The 18,801-nt window shown below is 43.4% G+C and carries 15 protein-coding genes; 5 read left to right on the top strand and 10 right to left on the bottom strand.

The genetic code is table 11. The features are described 5' to 3' along the window. Nucleotides 1-9: 9 nt before the first annotated feature. From nuoF to ndhC, 5 genes are all read right to left on the bottom strand, one after another. Nucleotides 10-1,341, bottom strand: coding sequence for an NADH-quinone oxidoreductase subunit NuoF (gene nuoF, locus FTV29_RS08425; protein WP_005097923.1), 1,332 nt, complete (start codon nucleotides 1,339-1,341; stop codon nucleotides 10-12). Then, nucleotides 1,338-1,847: an NADH-quinone oxidoreductase subunit NuoE gene (gene nuoE, locus FTV29_RS08420; protein WP_004280775.1), complete on the bottom strand. Its 510-nt coding sequence runs from the start codon at nucleotides 1,845-1,847 to the stop codon at nucleotides 1,338-1,340. Before nuoE ends, nuoF begins: the two co-directional genes overlap by 4 nt. Before the next feature lie 14 nt (nucleotides 1,848-1,861). After that, entirely contained in the window at nucleotides 1,862-3,649 is a 1,788-nt protein-coding gene (gene nuoC, locus FTV29_RS08415; protein ID WP_005097924.1) for an NADH-quinone oxidoreductase subunit C/D, read from the bottom strand. A gap of 90 nt (nucleotides 3,650-3,739) precedes the next feature. Further along, nucleotides 3,740-4,420, bottom strand: a complete 681-nt coding sequence (locus tag FTV29_RS08410) for an NADH-quinone oxidoreductase subunit B family protein (RefSeq protein ID WP_005097925.1) — start codon at nucleotides 4,418-4,420, stop codon at nucleotides 3,740-3,742. Between the two features lie 6 nt (nucleotides 4,421-4,426). Then, nucleotides 4,427-4,972, bottom strand: a complete 546-nt coding sequence (gene ndhC, locus FTV29_RS08405; RefSeq protein WP_005097926.1) for an NADH-quinone oxidoreductase subunit A — start codon at nucleotides 4,970-4,972, stop codon at nucleotides 4,427-4,429. A 572-nt stretch (nucleotides 4,973-5,544) separates the two neighbouring features. Between ndhC and FTV29_RS08400 the strand changes: the two genes are divergently transcribed. After that, nucleotides 5,545-5,901: a hypothetical protein gene (locus FTV29_RS08400; RefSeq protein WP_100329152.1), complete on the top strand. Its 357-nt coding sequence runs from the start codon at nucleotides 5,545-5,547 to the stop codon at nucleotides 5,899-5,901. 70 nt (nucleotides 5,902-5,971) lie between these two features. On the opposite strand, the gene bfmS is transcribed toward FTV29_RS08400, so the two are convergent. Then, nucleotides 5,972-7,639 (bottom strand): sensor histidine kinase BfmS, encoded by a 1,668-nt coding sequence (bfmS, locus tag FTV29_RS08395; RefSeq protein WP_005097929.1) that lies wholly within the window; start codon nucleotides 7,637-7,639, stop codon nucleotides 5,972-5,974. 42 nt (nucleotides 7,640-7,681) lie between these two features. After that, nucleotides 7,682-8,398 (bottom strand): response regulator transcription factor BfmR, encoded by a 717-nt coding sequence (gene bfmR / locus FTV29_RS08390; protein ID WP_005097931.1) that lies wholly within the window; start codon nucleotides 8,396-8,398, stop codon nucleotides 7,682-7,684. 566 nt (nucleotides 8,399-8,964) lie between these two features. Here bfmR and FTV29_RS08385 point away from each other — a divergent pair. The 4 genes from FTV29_RS08385 (at nucleotide 8,965) to FTV29_RS08375 (ending at nucleotide 14,511) form a co-directional block, all read left to right on the top strand. After that, nucleotides 8,965-11,802, top strand: a complete 2,838-nt coding sequence (locus FTV29_RS08385) for a ribonucleoside-diphosphate reductase subunit alpha (protein WP_180075355.1) — start codon at nucleotides 8,965-8,967, stop codon at nucleotides 11,800-11,802. A gap of 346 nt (nucleotides 11,803-12,148) precedes the next feature. Beyond that, a complete protein-coding gene (locus tag FTV29_RS15295) occupies nucleotides 12,149-12,277 on the top strand; it encodes a hypothetical protein (protein ID WP_005169615.1) in 129 nt (42 codons plus the stop codon). A 140-nt stretch (nucleotides 12,278-12,417) separates the two neighbouring features. Continuing rightward, nucleotides 12,418-13,701, top strand: coding sequence for a ribonucleotide-diphosphate reductase subunit beta (locus FTV29_RS08380; protein ID WP_180075354.1), 1,284 nt, complete (start codon nucleotides 12,418-12,420; stop codon nucleotides 13,699-13,701). Nucleotides 13,702-13,902: 201 nt separating this feature from the next. Continuing rightward, nucleotides 13,903-14,511, top strand: coding sequence for a DUF805 domain-containing protein (locus tag FTV29_RS08375; protein ID WP_005169600.1), 609 nt, complete (start codon nucleotides 13,903-13,905; stop codon nucleotides 14,509-14,511). 47 nt (nucleotides 14,512-14,558) lie between these two features. On the opposite strand, the gene FTV29_RS08370 is transcribed toward FTV29_RS08375, so the two are convergent. The 3 genes from FTV29_RS08370 to FTV29_RS08360 form a co-directional block, all read right to left on the bottom strand. Next, entirely contained in the window at nucleotides 14,559-14,972 is a 414-nt protein-coding gene (locus tag FTV29_RS08370) for a TM2 domain-containing protein (RefSeq protein WP_005169598.1), read from the bottom strand. Between the two features lie 189 nt (nucleotides 14,973-15,161). Next, entirely contained in the window at nucleotides 15,162-15,752 is a 591-nt protein-coding gene (locus FTV29_RS08365) for a DUF4142 domain-containing protein (RefSeq protein ID WP_180075353.1), read from the bottom strand. 304 nt (nucleotides 15,753-16,056) lie between these two features. After that, nucleotides 16,057-18,186 (bottom strand): TonB-dependent receptor, encoded by a 2,130-nt coding sequence (locus tag FTV29_RS08360; protein WP_180075352.1) that lies wholly within the window; start codon nucleotides 18,184-18,186, stop codon nucleotides 16,057-16,059. Between the last annotated feature and the right edge of the window lie 615 nt (nucleotides 18,187-18,801).

The raw sequence follows: 18,801 nt of genomic DNA, 5'->3' as shown, positions 1-18,801 counted from the left end.
TCGAATTCCTTAAGCTTGTTCTACGGAGCTAACTTGAGCAGCGGCATTCACCACCTTCGCTTCAAATTCGCCACGGAAATGTTTGAGTGCGCCCATGAGCGGTTCCATTGCACCCGGTGCGTGGGCACAGAAAGTTTTACCGATCCAAAGCTTACGCGTTAACTCTTGTAAGTGATCGATATCTTCCTGTTTACCTGTGCCATTTTCCAGCGCTTTTAACGCTTTCACTGCCCAAGGCAAGCCATCACGGCAAGGGGTACAGAAACCACATGATTCGCGTGCAAAGAATTCTTCTAGGTTACGTGTTGCTGAAACCATACATTGGGTTTCATCAACCACCATGAGCAGACATGTTCCCAAACGAGAACCTGCTTTCATGATGCTTTCCGCATCCATCGGAAGATCGATATGCTCGGCCGCCAGGAAGTCCGTTGATGCACCACCCGGTAACCATGCTTTCAGCGTTAAACCATCGCGCATACCACCCGCGTGATCTTCAATCACTTCACGCGCAGTCGTACCAAAAGGCAATTCCCATAGACCCGGGAATTTCACTTTACCTGATGCACCATAGATTTTCGTACCTGGATCTTTCGATTTGCCCGCAGACAAGCCGATATACCATTCAGGGCCACGCAGCATGATGGCGGGTAAGTTGTTGTAGGTCTCTACGTTGTTGACAATCGTAGGACGACCCCAAGCACCTGCAACTTGCGGGAATGGCGGTTTGGTACGCGGGTTGGCACGACGGCCTTCAAGCGAGTTAATCAATGCAGTTTCTTCACCACAGATATAACGACCTGCACCGGTATGCACGTGTAACTCGAAGTTCCAGCCAGTACCCAGAATGTTATCCCCTAAGTAACCTTTGGCACGAACTTGCTCAAGCGCTTCATTTAAGTACTGAGCCGCTTCGATGTACTCGCCACGGATAAAGATATAACCATGGGTTGCTTCAAGCGTATAACCCGCGATCAGCATCCCTTCGATCAGTTGATGTGGAAGATCTTCCATCAACAAACGGTCTTTGAAGGTACCTGGTTCCATCTCATCGGCATTACAAATCAGGTAACGTGGACCTGAATTGTCATTTGGCGCCATTAGTGACCATTTGATGCCTGCCGGGAAGCCTGCACCACCACGACCTTTAACAGTCGCTGCCTTCACCACGTCCAATACATCTTTAGGCGACATCGACAGGGCTTTTTTAAAGCCTGCATAACCTTCGAGCGCTTCGTAATCATCGGCATTACGTACGTTCGCTTGTTTGCTTAAACGCCATGTGAGTGGATGCGTTTCCGGGTTACCGTCGCCATAAATTGGTTTTGGTTCAGTATTCATACATACTTCTCCAACAGCTGTTTCACCGAAGTCACTTCAACCAGACCGTGCGTGTCTTCATCAATCATTAAGGTTGGGCCTTTGTCACAGTTGCCCAGACAGCAAATTGGCAACAAGGTAAAGCGACCATCTGCAGTCGTTTGACCAAACTGAATGCCTAATTCGCGCTGGAATGCTTCTGCCAAAGTTTCCGCACCCATCAAGAAGCACGCAATCGAATCACATAACAAAATTACGTGACGCCCGACCGGCTGACGGTAAATACGGTTATAGAAGGTTGCCACACCTTCCAGATCTGCAACGCTCATGCTCAGCATTTGCGCGATGGCATTCATTTGCGCATCATCTACCCAGCCATTACGGCGTTGTACACACTTTAGCGCGTCCAGACACGCCGCACGTGGGTATGGATAGTGCCCCATGTGATGTTCGATATCGTGAATTTCGTCCGCAGTCAAAATTCCTTCAACGTTCACACGTGGCTTTTTATCAGTCAAAATCATCATAATGCGTTTACCCCTTAGCGATCCACGTCAGCCATTACGACGTCAATGGTCGCTAAATAAATGATTAAGTCAGACATGAGGCTGCCGTTAATCACAGAAGGCATTTGCTGTAAATGCGTGAAGGTTGGTGTACGAATACGGGTACGGTAACTCATGGTTGACTTGTCTGAAGTCAAGTAGTAGTTCGACGCACCTTTCACCACTTCCGCCATCACAGATGCTTCACCCGCCGGCATTACAGGACCCCAAGATACGCTTAAGAAGTGCGTAATCAAGGTTTCAATATCTTGTAATGTCTTGTCTTTTGGTGGTGGAACAGCCAGTGGATGGTCTGCTTTGTACGCACCAGACGGCATGTTGTCTAGACATTGCTTGACGATTTTCAGTGATTCTTCGATTTCACGGAAGTGAACCATGACACGTGCATAAGCATCGCCTTCGTACTCTAAAGGAACCTCGAAATCGTAATTTTCGTAGCCGCTATACGGACGATATTTACGAACGTCAAAGTCAATACCTGTTGCACGAAGACCAGTACCGGTTACACCCCAAGCCAATGCAGATTTAGCGTCATATTGTGCTACACCTTGGGTACGACCCATGAATACCGAGTTGCGTAAAGCAGCTGTGTAGTATTCATTCATGCGTTTCGGCATCCAGTCCAGGATTTCGCGAATGAGGTGCTGCCAGTTGTTTGGCAGGTCATGCGCAGTACCCCCGATACGGAACCAAGCTGGGTGCATACGGTAACCCGTGATCGCTTCAATCGCGTCATAAATCTTTTGACGGTCAGCGAACATATAGAATACTGGGGTCATACCGCCGGCATCCTGAATTGCAGTACCAATAAACAACAAGTGGTTATTGATACGGAACAATTCCGACATCATCACACGGATACATTGCGCACGGTCCGGTACAGTAATGCCCGCCATTTGCTCCACGCCCATCACATAAGGCATGTTTTGTGCACAACCACCCAAGTAGTCGACACGGTCTGTATACGGAATGAATGAATGCCAGGTTTGACGTTCAGCCATCTTTTCCACACCACGGTGGTGATAACCGATATCAGGCACACAGTCTTTCACTTCTTCGCCGTCCAGCTGCAAAATCACACGGAATGCACCGTGCGCAGATGGATGGTTAGGCCCCAAGTTCAGGAACATGAAGTCTTCATCGGCATTACCGCGCTTCATACCCCAATCTTCAGGCACGAAACGCAGATGTTCCTGTTCGTAGTCCTGCTTGGCCTTGTCTTGCAAATACGGGGTATATTCAGTCGCACGTGCAGAATATTCTTTACGTAGCGGATGACCTTCCCAATAGGTTGGCAACAAGATACGACGGAGCATTGGATGCCCTTCGAAATTGATCCCAAACATATCGTAAGCTTCACGTTCGTACCAGTTGGCATTTGGCCAGATGTTGGTTGCCGTCGGAAGATTCAGATCACTTTCAGCTAAGGCAACCTTAATACGAATGTCAGTATTACGCTCGAGCGACAACAAGTGGTAGAACACTGTGAAGTCAGACGCAGGTAAACCGTCGCGGTGCGTACGCAGACGCTCATCTACCGCAGACAAGTCGAACAACATCACGTAAGGACGTGATACTGTACGCAAGAACATTAAAACTTCTTGTACACGTGCGCGCTCAACCCAGACTGTCGGGAAATCCTCGAAAGTCGTTTGCACATAGAAGTTCTCACCAAATTTGGTTTTGAGTTCTTCAATGATGGCAAATGCTGGGCGTGAATCAACTGGTGTTGATTCTGGCATAGCAATGTCAGTTTCAGCCATTGGCTTGGCTTCCTATTTAATACAAATTCAGTCAACCTAAACGACAATTACACCCATAGCGGGTGCAGCAAAAAAGACCAGTCGTTTAAATTATTTAATTTCATCCATAGAGCGCAAGTTCTTCACAGCAACACGCTGATCTTTCTTACGGTCACGTTCCGGCATCATCTTTGGCTTATACACTGGCTTAAGATCATCTCCGATCACCGCAGAAAGCGGACGACGCTCGAGTTGAATCTGGTCTTGCAACAGCATTAATGCCTGAATCAAAGCTTCAGGACGTGGTGGGCAGCCGGGAACATAAACATCGACCGGGATGATTTTATCCACACCTTGTACCACTGAATAAATGTCGTACATCCCACCTGAGTTGGCACATGCCCCCATTGAAATGACCCATTTCGGTTCAAGCATCTGTTCATACAAACGTTGAATGACAGGCGCCATTTTCACAAAGCAGGTACCCGCCACAATCATTAAATCCGCCTGACGCGGTGAAGCACGAATCACCTCGGCACCAAAACGTGACAAGTCATGCACACCGGTTAAGGTCGTCGCATACTCTACATAGCAGCATGATGTACCAAAGTTAAACGGCCAAACTGAGTTTTTACGACCCCAGTTGACTGCTGTATGTACCACATCCTCTAAACGAGTCATGAATACATTCTTATTCACTTCTTCTTCAAGTAACGGATCTTCTACAAGGATACGCTCTTGAAGTGGATATTGATCAGCATCCGGATTCGCACGGGTTAATGTATATTTCATCCCGTCTTACTCCTTATCAGATGATTTAGCCGGTGAGCTTTTCACACGACCAGAGGATTGAGCTGGGATTTGACCTGTAGGGTCGATTACCAATTCTTCAATTGAGTTAAAGCGCGTAATTTCTGCTAGATCCATATTTGGCGAACCAATCTTAGCTTTAATTCCTGCGGCTTTACGTTTGTCTGAAGGTGCCCAGTTGAGTGCGCCTGTGGATAATTCGTAAACCAAACCAACAAGTAAAACTAAAATAAAGATAGCTGCAGTTGCAAAACCAATCCAACCTACTTCACGAACAGAAACCGCCCATGCATATAGATAAAGTGCTTCTAAATCAAACACCACGAAGAAAATTGCAACTAAATAGAACTTTGCAGACAAGCGGATACGAGCCCCACCTGCACCAACAACACCTGACTCAAACTGCTCCTGCTTGGCACGGCCCCATGATTTACCCCCGAGGAGTAATGGGACGGTCAGCATAAAGACGCATAAAAATGTAACGCCGATCACGAAGGCAATAATTGCCCATTCGTATGGAGTAATAGCACTCATGCGGGGATAACTCCTGGCAGGCCTATTTGTTAACAAAGAATGTATGTATTGGCCTTCAAATACACCAAACACAAAATTAATCCCGCCAATTGTACCTGATTTTGGATTTCACTTGCTAGTTTATAAGCCTTAGTCTTTCGGATGATTTTTTAGGCATTTCAGCATTTAATTTGCGTTTGATCTCTCAACATCCGATTTAATCGTTTTATTGGATTAAGTTTTAATTTTCTATTAATTTTTCTATAAACAGCATTCCTGAAAAATAAATCCATTTCAGATCATTCTTGCTTGGCCTCTGGCTTAGATATAGCCCCTTTCACGGCCAAAGCAAAGAAAAATCAGACAAAAACTTATTCTATCCATAACTTTCAGCGTATAAAGCTTTTGATTTAATTTGATATTTAACATGATTTTCACATTTTAACTTGGATTAAAGCACTTTAAGCCCAGCCTCACTCAAGGCAAGCAATTGTATCTTTTTGCAACACACCCAACAGACTGATTCAGAATATGTTATTTGTATTTCTAAGCCACATAATGACATTAATAAAGTAACAATAAGGAGTCCTTGCATGTCTCTACGCTTCTCGCATAAGCCGAATTATTTTTTATTTGCCCAGTTACTGGTGCGACATATCCAAGATTATGTCCAGAAACACCCCAATATAAGTCAGGTCGCTTTTGACTTGCGCGATATCCATGCACTGTTTCAAGAGGATCATGCCTCTTCCAGCATTAATCTGGATGGCATCATGAATATTGCCGATGAATACAAAGTAGAAACTTTATCTGGTGATCAGAGGCTGATCCAGCGCTATAGCATTGATGGAAAAAATACCAAGCTAATGATCGACTTCAATCCTGAAGCCCTGCATGGCCTAAAAGAAGGCAAACCATTGATTGAGCCGGATGCCACCATTCAGGAATAAAATTCTTCCCCAATAAAAAAACGATGCTCAGGCATCGTTTTTTTTATAACTCAAAAGCATTTATATAACATCAAGCTGAATGATCACTGATTTCCTCAGTCTTTTCTGCCAACTTGCGCTTGCTCTTCTTTACATAACGCTGTGCAGGCCAGCTCATGATAAAGCGCGCACCACCCAAGCTCGGACTTTGATCCACATGAATCTTGCCACCAAACCAGTATGCAATCCGGCTGACAATGGATAAACCCAAACCATAGCCACCCGAAGCACGGGTGCGGCTGTCATCCAGCCGGGCAAAGGCTTCAAAGACCCGGGCACGATCCACTTCCGGAATTCCCGGGCCATCATCTTCAACAGAGACATAAGCCTGACCATCCTGATCCAGACCACCACTGATCAGCACCTTATTGTCGCAATAACGTACCGCATTGCCGACCAGATTCTGAATTACGCGATGCAGATAACGGCGTTCTGCCTCAACCACCACATCAGGCATTGAATGTAGCTCAATGATTTTCTGGGTTTTTAATGCTTCAGTTTCCAGAGCTACCTGATTCAGCACTTCAAACAGATTGACCTTTTCAAACTCGATCGAAGGCATGCCCTGTTCTAGCTTGGCATAGGTCATGATCTCGTCAATCAGGGTATTCAGCGCCTCAATATCTTTATCAATCTGTTCGACCTGTTGCAGACGATAATCGTAATCATCTTCATCTGCCATCATTTCCACACCAAAACGAATCCGCGCCACTGGTGTACGAAGTTCATGTGAAACCGCACGCATCAATTCACGCTGGGCTTCAATCAGGCGCTGAATATGATCAGACATATTGTTAAAGCTAGAGGCCAGCGTTGCCATTTCATCACTTCCTTCTACAGGAAGACGCAATGACATATTACCGGTTTTCATTTTGTTTAAGGCATAGCTGACTTCACGCAACTTGCGCTGCATTGGCACCAGCAAACCATACACCCCCAGACTCAGCACAAACAGGCTCAATAAGGTAATACCAGTCGCTAACTGGAATGGCATCCAGTTAAACAATGGCACCGGCCCCATCACCAAGACTTGTGAGGTCGAACCTGGAATTGGCGAAATAATTGAAATGGTGGTGCCACGGATTGAGGCACTATCCCGATACAGGATAATACTGTGATCAAGACGCAAGCGCCCGATCTGCTCGGAATCTAAAGGTAAGCTCTGTACGTTTTCAATCGATACCGGATAAGAAAAATGATCCTGAATAGCGGACAGATATTCTTTTTCCTGACCCGGATAATAGACCAGATAATCCAGAATAAAGACCGGCAGCGCCTTCATCTGGCGCTCGGTAATACTGTCGGCCTTTATATACAGGTAATGATTCGGGTCATCGCGCAGCCCCACCACAATATAGGCAATGCCGGTTTTGGCATCCCAGCGCACCACGGCTTTACGATCGGCAATACGGCGACCTTCAGCACGGGTGATATCCACCTTACTGGCTTCTACATAGTGAATTGGCAATTCCAGCAAATCAGAAGCATCGGAAACCCAATCCATCTTTTGCTGAAGATTTGGCTGGCGCGCGACCCCCTCACTGATGATATAGGCCATACCATCAGTCAGAGACTCACGATATTCTTGCGCACGCTGATAGTTGATAATCTGTACCAACAGATAGCCGAACACAGCCACCAACACGACAAGGATGACGAGTCCTGCGTATATACGCAAAAATATACTGTGTTTAAACACCTATAGTTTATCCCGCTCGTTCAAGCAACAACGTACATTTGCTTAAATACCATTAGTTTCTTTAACGAATAGATAACCTTTACTACGCACGGTTTTAATACGCTTCGGATTCTCTGGATCGTCACCAATTTTTGGACGGATACGCGAAATACGCACATCGATTGAACGATCCTGACCATCATATTCGATGCCACGTAAACGCTCGAAAATATCTTCGCGGGAAAGAATACGGCCAGCATTTGATGCAAGCAACCACAATAGGTCATATTCCGCACTGGTAAAATCAACCAGATCACCATTTAAAGTGACTGAACGACCACCATTGTCGATGACCAGATCATCAAATTCGATACGCTGTGCCACTTCATCTTCAGGCACCTTGTCCGTACGACGCAGTAATGCACGAATACGTGCCAGCAATACACGTGGTTGTACCGGTTTAGCGACATAGTCATCGGCACCCATTTCCAGACCCAAGACCTGATCCATGTCCTCAGTACGCGCAGTCAACATCAAGATCGGTTGATGATAATGCGGGCGCACTTCACGACAAATGGTCAAACCATCCGCTCCTGGTAACATCACATCCAGCACCACCATATCTGGCTGCTCAGCGATAATCCGGCGAATGGCCCGGTTACCATCCGGCTCCACCCCAACCTCAAGTCCATTACGAATGAGGTATTCTTGCGTTAAACGAGCAAGACGCTCATCATCTTCAACAATTAAAATCTTGGGTAACTTTTCTTCTTGGCTCATGTATTGCCCCTTATTTGGTGGATCTACGCTATAGGCGTATCCTTTTGAAATCCAATAGATACGTTTTTAATATGCTTGCAATATACACACGTTTACATTGTAAACAAGATAACGTTCACCAAACTGATACATCAAGATAGCATTTTGTAATATTTTATCGTGCATTTTTTGGGCAACTATGCTTGAAACAGTGATTTAGATCTGATTTGTGATTTACACAACTATTACATGAACAAAATATGACTGCTTGATTCAGCACTTTTTAGTTATCCACAATGTTATCTATAAGCACTTTCCCGGGACTTTGTTATGCTATGCCTTGCCTGATAAGGCTTATACAAAAATCAATAAAAATAGCGATATTTTTACAAGGATTAAAGCAAAACTTAAGAAAAATATTTAGCTAAATGTCAATATTGATCTACCCTAAATTTTCCCGTATCTTGTGTTCAATTAATTTTAAAACCACTAGGTCTTGTGTTTATTCCTCAAACACTGTGCATGAAACTTGCCCAGTTCAAACGGTCCATAAACATAAAAATAGATGACAATGGAGCTATGCTAACATGAGCGTAATCACTTCAACTCCTGGTCAACTTCAGGTGATTAAACGCACCGGTGATGTTGCCGCTTTTGATGCAGAAAAAATTTCTGTCGCAATTGGTAAAGCGTTTTTGGCGGTTGAAGGCCAGCAAAGCGCTGACTCGAGCCGAATCCATGATCGTATCGAGCAACTGACGGAAATGGTACTGAATACCTTTAAACGTCGTTTACCTTCTGGCGGAACGATTCATATCGAAGAAATTCAAGACCAAGTTGAACTTGCGCTAATGCGTACGGGCGAACAGAAAGTTGCACGCTCTTATGTCATTTACCGTGAACAACGTTCTGAAGCACGTAAACAGTTAGGTGCACACCATCATCCGACCCTGCAAATTACCGATGCTGAAGGCCAACTTAAGCCACTTGATTTAAGTGCTTTAACTGCGCATGTTACTAAAGCAGCAGAAGGCCTTGAAGGAATTGATGTACAAGCCATTGTCGATGAGACCGTGAAAAACCTGTACAACGGTGTAAAAGAGTCTGACATCTCCACCACTATGATGATGGCGACCCGTACCCGGATCGAGCAAGAGCCGAACTATACCTATGTGACCGCACGTTTGTTGCGTGATGATCTGGTGGCGACTGGTTTGAAATTCCTGGGTCTACCTACGGATACGCATGAAGGTGAAGCACTTGAAACTTTCCTGAAAAAAGGGATTGAGCTTGAGCTTATTTCACCAGAACTGCTTAACTTTGATCTGGCGAAACTGGCAGCGGCGATTCAACCAGAACGCTCAAACCAGTTTACCTACCTAGGTCTACAGACTTTATTTGACCGCTACTTCATCCATTCCGATGGCGTACGTTTCGAATTGCCGCAATTGTTCTTTATGCGTGTATCTATGGGCTTGTCGCTCAATGAAGAAAACCGTGAAGAACGTGCCATCGAGTTCTATAACTTGTTGTCTAGCTTCGACTATATGGCATCGACGCCTACCCTGTTTAACTCAGGTACGCTTCGTCCACAATTGTCGAGCTGCTACTTAACCACCATTGATGATGACCTGTATGATATTTATGGCGCAATGCGTGATAACGCCATGCTGTCTAAATGGGCAGGCGGTTTGGGTAACGACTGGACACCAGTGCGTGCTTTAAACTCTTACATCAAAGGCACCAATGGTAAGTCGCAAGGTGTAGTTCCATTCCTTAAAGTCGCGAACGATACGGCTGTTGCGGTCAACCAAGGTGGCAAGCGTAAAGGTGCAGTTTGTGCATATCTTGAAACCTGGCACCTGGACATTGAAGAATTCCTGGAACTTCGTAAAAACACCGGTGATGACCGTCGTCGTACCCACGACATGAACACAGCGAACTGGGTTCCTGACCTGTTCATGCAACGTGTATTTGAAGATGCGGAATGGACATTGTTCACACCTTCTGAAACCCCAGATCTACATGATTTGACCGGTGCAGAATTCGCTGAGCGTTATGCTTACTACGAAGGTATTGCCAAAGAAACAAACATGCTGCACAAGAAAATCCGTGCAAAAGATTTGTGGCGCAAAATGCTGTCGATGTTGTTTGAAACTGGTCACCCATGGATCACCTTCAAAGACGTATGTAACTTACGTTCACCACAGCAACACGTTGGTGTAGTGCATTCTTCTAACTTGTGTACCGAAATTACGTTGAACACCAGCAAAGAAGAAATCGCGGTATGTAACTTAGGTTCGATCAACCTGGTTCAACACGTGCAAGGCGGTGTACTGGATCGCGAAAAACTGGCACGTACAGTAAAAACGGCTGTGCGTATGCTCGACAACGTGATTGACATCAACTACTACGCTGTTCCACAAGCACGTAATTCAAACCTGAAACATCGTCCAGTCGGTATGGGTATCATGGGCTTCCAGGATGCTTTATACGAAATGAATCTGGCCTATGGTTCTGACGCGGCGGTTGAGTTTGCTGATGAATCAATGGAAGTGATTTCGTACTACGCGATTTCAACTTCAAGTGATTTGGCTGTTGAACGTGGTACCTATGAGACATTTAAAGGTTCATTGTGGGATCAGGGTATTTTACCAATCGACTCACTGGATCTGGTTGCGAAAACACGTCCTGAACGTATGTTCGAAGTAGACCGCACTCAACGTTTGGATTGGGACACGTTACGTGCCAAAGTTCAAAAAGACGGTATGCGTAACTCAAACGTGATGGCAATTGCTCCGACTGCAACGATTTCTAACATTTGTGGCGTGTCTCAATCGATTGAGCCTACTTTCCAGAACTTGTATGTGAAATCGAATCTGTCTGGCGAGTTCACCGTGATTAACCCGTACCTGGTACGTGCGTTGAAAGAACGTGACCTTTGGGATGCAGTAATGGTCAACGACCTGAAACATTTCGAAGGCTCTGTACAGAAGATTTCCCGTATTCCTGAAGAGCTTAAAGCCATCTTCGCGACTGCATTTGAAGTAGATACACGTTGGATCGTAGATGCTGCATCACGCCGTCAAAAATGGATCGATCAGGCTCAATCTCTGAACCTTTACATCGCTGGTGCAAATGGTAAAAAACTGGACATCACTTACAAAATGGCTTGGTTACGTGGTCTTAAGACGACTTATTACCTACGTGCATTGGGTGCAACTTCTGCTGAAAAATCGACTATTAATACTGGCGCCTTGAATGCGGTTAAAGCAACCACCGTTGCTGCTCCTGCTGCGGCAGTTGCTCCGGTGGTTGAAGCGAAAAAATCTGAAGTTCCTGCAGAGGAAGATGGTTTTGCGCAAGCAGCACCAGTGCCAATGGCATGTTCAATTGACAACCCTGATTGTGAGGCTTGTCAGTAATTAACTAAAGGTATCTACGTCAGAATAAAGGCTACGCCTGTAGCCTCTCTGTTTTTTGAAACGTAAGGCTACGTTGGCATAGTTATTTAGAAAAAATAATTATGAAAGAAAAAATAGATATCTTTGGTTGGAAGTACCAACTTTCCGAAAATGAAATGCACTTTCTTCAAGCAGTTATGGTTTTTTTAGTAATGTGCTTGATCATCCTAAAGGGTTTAACAACACCCTTTGCTTACAAAATCTATGGAGTAAGCATATTTGGATGGTGTGTATATTTTTTTAAAAGCTTATTTAGTTGAAATTCATTAATGGATTTCAACTTCAATTAAAAACAAAGGAAACCTCAATGCCCCATATGACCCACAACTACATGTTAGGACTTGCGGCATTGCTGATTTCCTTTGCTATTACCTTTTACGCACCACTTGCTTATTTCTGGTTCAAATTACGCCAGCAGCGTAAACAAAATAAGTAGTGGGGATAGCGCTGCTGTATAAATTCACAGCATTCATCGACAAAACTTAATTTTGCTTACACAAATTAAGCGTATAGTAAGACATCTCAGCCAAGCTGAATGTCTCATAAAAGATATAAAGCAACGTAGAGAGAATTGATATGTCTATCCTAAGTTGGGACGATTTCGAAGATGATTCGCAAAAACCGGCTGCTCCTGAACAGCAGCCTGCGCCCGTCGAGCCGCAAAAAGCGACTAATTCACAGGTGGTATCTGATGCAGGCAACACATCGCCGGATGTGGCAGCTGCACAACCCCTTAGAGCCACTCAAAACCGAGGATCAAATCCAACCGATTCGCTGGCAAGAGCATCTGCTTCCCTAGAACAACTTGATGTTGCTCCAGGTCTGGAAGAGCTTGAAATGGGTGCACAGCGTGTACAGGTTGACGACAAGGCGATGATCAACTGTCGTGCCGACTTGAACCAGCTTGTTCCGTTCAAATACGAATGGGCTTGGCAGAAGTATCTTGATGGATGTGCAAACCACTGGATGCCGCAAGAAGTCAACATGAACCATGATATCGCACTTTGGAAATCTGAAAACGGCCTGACTGAAGATGAACGTACCATTGTCATGCGTTCACTCGGTTTCTTCTCGACTGCCGATTCACTGGTTGCAAACAACCTGGTACTGGCGATTTACCGTCACATTACCAACCCTGAATGCCGTCAGTACATCTTGCGTCAGGCATTTGAAGAAGCGATTCATACACACGCTTACCAGTATTGTATCGAATCGCTCGGTATGGATGAAGGCGAAGTCTTCAACATGTACCGCGAAGTTCCGTCAGTGGCACGTAAAGCAGCGTGGGGTCTGAAATATACCCAGTCTTTAAGTGATCCTACTTTTAAAACCGGCACACCTGAAAATGACCAGATCCTGCTGCGCAACCTGATCGCGTTCTACTGTGTACTTGAAGGGATTTTCTTCTACTGCGGTTTCAGCCAGATCCTGTCGATGGGCCGTCGTAACAAGATGAATGGTGTTGCCGAGCAATTCCAGTACATTTTGCGTGATGAATCCATGCACCTGAACTTCGGTATTGATATGATTAACCAGATCAAGATCGAAAACCCGGGTCTATGGACAACCGAGTTCCAGGAAGAAATCATTCAGATGATTCTTGAAGGCACAATGCTGGAAATCGAATATGCACGTGACACGATGCCACGTGGTGTATTGGGTATGAATGCGGGCATGATGGAAGAATATCTGAAGTTTATTGCCAACCGTCGTCTAGCGCAGTTGGGTTTGCCTGAACAGTTCGCTGGTGTGAATAACCCGTTCCAGTGGATGTCGGAGATGATGGACTTGCGTAAAGAGAAGAATTTCTTTGAGACGCGTGTTACGGATTATCAGACCGGCGGTGCTTTAAGCTGGTAAGTCAAAAAGAAAAAGTTTAGTGAAATCCCGCCCCAGTAGCGGGATTTTTTATATGAAATATAGCCTATTCAATGCATAAAAAAACCGACCATCTACATTAAAAATATTATAAAAAATAAGTGCCTAAATATACTATTATGATATTATCCACATGAATTTAAAAACAATTTATAAATTTAAACACAAAGAAAGAGGGTGAAAATGAAAGGGGTTATTTTAGATTATTCAGTGCAGCATAATGCTGGTGTGATTAGTGGCGACGACCAAAATCGGTACAATTTCACCGGTGCAGAATGGCGTGGACAGCATCCGCCTGCTCGTGGAGATCAAGTGGATTTCGATATCGATCCTACAGGGAATGCCATTCAAATTTTTACAGCATTAGGTCACAGCAATCCTGTACAAAATATTTCCAAGCAATTAGACAAAATTTCTGATCAGAATAAAGCTGAAGAACAATTCAATATGATTGATTGGTTTGTAAAGTGTTTAAAAAATTATGCGACGTTTATAGGGCGTGCTCGTCGTAAAGAATTCTGGTTTTTTACCTTAGTCCAATTTATTTTATTAATTATTGCTCAAATTATTGATGCAGTCATTGGAACTGAGTTTGTACTTTATGCCTTAGTAGTTTTAGCGTTATTTATTCCAGGCTTAGCAGTAACGATACGTCGTTTACATGATATTAATAAATCCGGTTGGTGGCTTTTAATTGCACTTATCCCGCTTATTGGCAGTATTTTATTAATTATCTGGCTAGCAACAGAGACCAAACAAGAAACCAATGAATGGGGGCAGCCTGCCAAATAACTTGACCAAAAAGAAAGGGCGATATCGCCCTTTCTCTCAATGAAAACTTAACCATACTTTCGTGCAAAATCTTCATCGGAAGTACATAGGTACATAATAAACTCAATAAATGCAATGATTGCCGGAATAAATGTCCAGAAGAAAATTAGATAGACAATTCCCCAACCGATACGACCTAGATAAAACTTATGTATACCAAATCCACCCAAGAAAAATGCGAGCAATGCCGCAACAATTCGATTTTTTTGCCCGACTTGATTGGTAAAGGGATTAGGAGCCGATACTAAATAAACGTCTTTGGCTTGTCCCTGCCCTAACACCTCAAAATCTACACGTTGTCCACGTGCTGGTAGCGCTTGGCCTCTCCATTCACTACCAGTAAATTGATAACGATTCTGATCATCCCCACTAATAATACCGGTATTATGCTGCACTGAATAATCTAAAATAGATCCTTGCATTATTATCTCTTTTTACGTGTTATTTACATGTTAAATTATAAGCATTCCACTATAGAAAAAATACTATATTTCAAATGACTATTGAAATAAAAAGATTTTCTATTTACTTACTTCTTCTCTACTTTAATTAAATATTATGAATAAAAAAACCGCCATTAATGGCGGTTTTTTTATTGAATGATTATTAAATTATTTCATCTTTTCAACGATTTGTTCAGCTTTCTTCAAATGTGCAGCAACCGCAGTACGGGTTTGCGTCAGCATATTCTTTAACTCTATATTTTTAGCATTTGGAATCAACTGCTTGTCGAGCATTGTCACCACTTTACGATGGACTTCAACTTGACTCATCATATAGTCCTTATCTGTTACGGATGACTGACTCAGTTTGGCCACCACCTTATCACTATCATTTTGCAATGCAGTACTGAGAGTGCTGGTTTGTGGCGTTAAATTTAAACGATTTGCCAAGGCTTGAGCTTTTTTCTCATTTGCTGAATGATCATTAATCATCATTTGGGCATACTTGCGGGCTTCATCTGTCTTCAGTTTAGGCAGGGCTGTTTTTGCCTGCTTAATCTCACCGTTGTTCGCTGTACTTAATACCTTAATCACCTGACTGTCAGTTAAAGTCACACGACTGTCATTCGACACTTGGGAATGCTGTTGAGCAGTATTCTTAGATTGTTGATTCATTGCCATAGTTTGGCCTGCAGCAAAAACCAATACACCACTGACTGCAGCACACTGAATCATCTTCTTCATTAAAATAGCTTTCATAATGGCATCCTTTTAAGGTTTTATTGATTAATTTTGCCTTTATAAAATAGGTGAATTAGATTAAAAACAGTGTAATGTTTGAGTTGTTTTTTTAAGCAATATATAAAGCGTTTATTAAGTTAAGCAAAGACTGTTAGTGATTAGTTTATTTATTTCAGGTCAGTAAAAAATGGACTTATTAAAATAATCAATATGCGAATGGCAAGTTTTATATATTTTGACCCAGATTTCAAAATATACCAATCACCTGTCGTTTTTTTATTTTCTAGACACATAAAAATAAAGTAACTTTTAATGCTTTGAATTAAAATACTTTTGTCATACTCACCCCCGCACTCCAATGACGCCCTTCTGCCGGTTCATAGAAACGACCATTACTTTCATTGACGATGACTGAACCCGAATAGTCTTTATCCAACAGATTGTCCACCCGTGCAAAAGTATTCACTGCCCAATCCTGCATTTTCCAGTGATAGCCAATATTTGCACCAGCGACTGTGTAGCTTGGTGCAGTATCAGAATTTAAGTCATTCACATAAATCTTGTCGGAGTAACGCACATCAAAGCCAGCCCTTAAACCATTTTCAGGCTTCCAGCCTAGACTTAAAAATGCCTGATTTTTGGCAATCCCCGGAATATAGTTCCCCGATGCTACTCTAGATACTACAACCTCTCCTTCATCATTCCGAAGTTCAGGAATATCTGCATCAAAAGTGGCATCAATATAGCTATAGCTGGCTTGTGCTGTCAGATCTCGCCACAGGTTTTTGTTCCAGGAAAGTTCTACACCTTCTCTTAAGGTTTTATCTGCATTACGGAAGGTAGCGCGCCCACCCTCATTTCCCGCAGAAACAATATCATTTTCGGTTCTGGTCCGAAAGGCGGCTACGGTGAAATCCCCCCAAGCATTAGCAGATTTCAAACCCACTTCATAGCTTTCACTTTCTGCTGCTTTTAAACTCAAGCTGCGGTTTTCAGCAGTATTTGCCGGATAAGACATTTCGGTAAATGTGGGGGTTTCAAAACCTTGGGCATAACTGGCATAAGCCATCAATTCGGGTAAGGGCTGCCAGCTTAAAGCTAAAGAGGGCAATAACTTTTGATAATCGGTTTTACCGGAATTATCGCCATTGGACAGGAATTTATCTTTAGATTTAAAATGCACATTGCTATAACGCAAACCAGCATCGAATGTCCCGTTTGGCAAGAATGCATAGGATGCTTGTAAATAAGGATCAAGATTCCACAAGCGATTGTCTTCATCCCGGCGTAGTTCACCTTTTACCCCCAAGGTATCACCGACAAAGTTTTGGTAGCCTTTGCGCTCTTCGCTCATGGCATCCACGGCAATACCAGAAATCAGTTTAGTATTTGGAAAAATATCTTTACCTGTCCAGCGCAGGTCAGTGCCGTAGAAATGACGGTCAAAATCAATCACGCCACCGGCATGATTGACTCCACCTTGCGCTGTACGAGGAATCGACTGGTACTGGGTCACTGCCCGTTGTCCCCAATAGGCCATCCCGTAGAGTTCATGCTGATCATTGATCGGTTTATTCCAGGTTATCCCGGTTTGCAGCTGTTCAGTTTCCTTACGTGCATTATATAAAAGGACATTCTCAGCGACCTGTTTAGGATTGGCTTGCCACTGTTCGCGAGTTAAACCACCGGGATCATCCGCAGCAATTTTAACGTAATTATTAATCCAGTTAATTTTAGAGCCGTCCTCCAGATCCCAAGTCAGCTTGGCATTACTCAGAACTTTATGCGCACCGCTATGATCCCGAAAACCGTCAGTATCAAAATAGGATGAACTGATCATATAGCTCGGCTCATTGGCATTTTCTGAACCGCCCTGCAAAACCAGCTTGGTCTGACCTTTATGTTGACTGCCGGCAGAATGACCCAGTTCGATCGAATCAGCACCTTGCCCTTCCCGTGTGGTGGTTAAAATTGTCCCTCCGGAAGAATTACCATATAGCGATGAAAATGCACCGCCTAAAACTTCAATATGCTCCAGACTGTTCAAGTCAATATTCGAGGTTTGCCCCTGCCCATCCGGCATGGTCGCCGGAATTCCATCGACATATAAACGCACGCCGCGTACCCCAAAACTGGAACGGGCACCAAAGCCACGCATTGAAATTTGCAAATCTTGGGCATAGTTTTCACGATTATTGAGCTGTAGCCCTGGAACACCCTTTAAGGTTTCCGAAAGATTCACATTCAGGCTGTTCTGTTGTTCCTGATTGAGATAATACACTGAAGCGGGTGTGCTTAAACGCTCCCGGTCAGTACGGGTCGCCTGCACAATAATCGGTGCAAGTTTTTGTACTTCTGTTACCGCATTTTCGGCATAAAGCATCTGAGTCAGACAAGCGATTAGACAGGATAATGCGATTTTTATAGGAAAATATTGAAGTCGATGCTGCATAATTTTTGGTTCCTGTTTTTCGATATGACTCAGAAAAATCTATATACTGCTGGAGCAAATCAGGTTATTTATTCTTTAAACCGGATTGATCTTTAATGACCCGTAAATTCAAATTTTCTTTATCAGAATATGAATAGAAATTTTCTTCTTAAGCCGCGTGATCAGGTGTTTTTTGACATCAAAGCAATTTATAAAAGTCTTTCTTTGAATTTTTCAATATTGTGCTGTATACATATTTCTCTAGCATTCTAGAGAGTTATAAAGATATTTATAAGCTTAGGAAACAAATCAACAGCATTTCTACAGAACCTTGTTCTGCTGTATTTTCTGAACAAACATAAATAACTTAGAATCTCAAATGAAGTGCAACAGAGATTAAATCATTGAAAGATGCAAGATGAGCTAGCATGCTGTTTCCGACTGACTAAAGTCAAAATTGCATCATGAATTACACTCATCTTACCAAAGAAGAAAAATATCAGATTTATCTCTGTACACGACAAATTTCACAGAACCCTTATCCTATCAGGATTCTGCTTTCTTAAAATTGCCAAAATTTCCTTAAACTCTTCTTTTTTCCCAAAACCAATTAAACGCTGAATCGCCATTTGAACA

Source organism: Acinetobacter sp. YH12254 (assembly GCF_013417415.1).
Lineage (GTDB): Bacteria > Pseudomonadota > Gammaproteobacteria > Pseudomonadales > Moraxellaceae > Acinetobacter > Acinetobacter pseudolwoffii.
This window is presented reverse-complemented; position numbering and strand designations above follow the sequence as displayed.

Excerpts from the sequence above, each read along its gene's own strand:
- nuoF (WP_005097923.1), bottom strand. The coding sequence starts at position 1,341 with ATGAATACTGAACCAAAACCAATTTATGGCGACGGTAACCCGGAAACG.
- nuoE (WP_004280775.1), bottom strand. The coding sequence starts at position 1,847 with ATGATGATTTTGACTGATAAAAAGCCACGTGTGAACGTTGAAGGAATT.
- nuoC (WP_005097924.1), bottom strand. The coding sequence starts at position 3,649 with ATGGCTGAAACTGACATTGCTATGCCAGAATCAACACCAGTTGATTCA.
- FTV29_RS08410 (WP_005097925.1), bottom strand. The coding sequence starts at position 4,420 with ATGAAATATACATTAACCCGTGCGAATCCGGATGCTGATCAATATCCA.
- ndhC (WP_005097926.1), bottom strand. The coding sequence starts at position 4,972 with ATGAGTGCTATTACTCCATACGAATGGGCAATTATTGCCTTCGTGATC.
- FTV29_RS08400 (WP_100329152.1), top strand. The coding sequence starts at position 5,545 with ATGTCTCTACGCTTCTCGCATAAGCCGAATTATTTTTTATTTGCCCAG.
- bfmR (WP_005097931.1), bottom strand. The coding sequence starts at position 8,398 with ATGAGCCAAGAAGAAAAGTTACCCAAGATTTTAATTGTTGAAGATGAT.
- FTV29_RS08385 (WP_180075355.1), top strand. The coding sequence starts at position 8,965 with ATGAGCGTAATCACTTCAACTCCTGGTCAACTTCAGGTGATTAAACGC.
- FTV29_RS15295 (WP_005169615.1), top strand. The coding sequence starts at position 12,149 with ATGCCCCATATGACCCACAACTACATGTTAGGACTTGCGGCATTGCTG.
- FTV29_RS08380 (WP_180075354.1), top strand. The coding sequence starts at position 12,418 with ATGTCTATCCTAAGTTGGGACGATTTCGAAGATGATTCGCAAAAACCG.
- FTV29_RS08375 (WP_005169600.1), top strand. The coding sequence starts at position 13,903 with ATGAAAGGGGTTATTTTAGATTATTCAGTGCAGCATAATGCTGGTGTG.
- FTV29_RS08370 (WP_005169598.1), bottom strand. The coding sequence starts at position 14,972 with ATGCAAGGATCTATTTTAGATTATTCAGTGCAGCATAATACCGGTATT.
- FTV29_RS08365 (WP_180075353.1), bottom strand. The coding sequence starts at position 15,752 with ATGAAAGCTATTTTAATGAAGAAGATGATTCAGTGTGCTGCAGTCAGT.
- FTV29_RS08360 (WP_180075352.1), bottom strand. The coding sequence starts at position 18,186 with ATGCAGCATCGACTTCAATATTTTCCTATAAAAATCGCATTATCCTGT.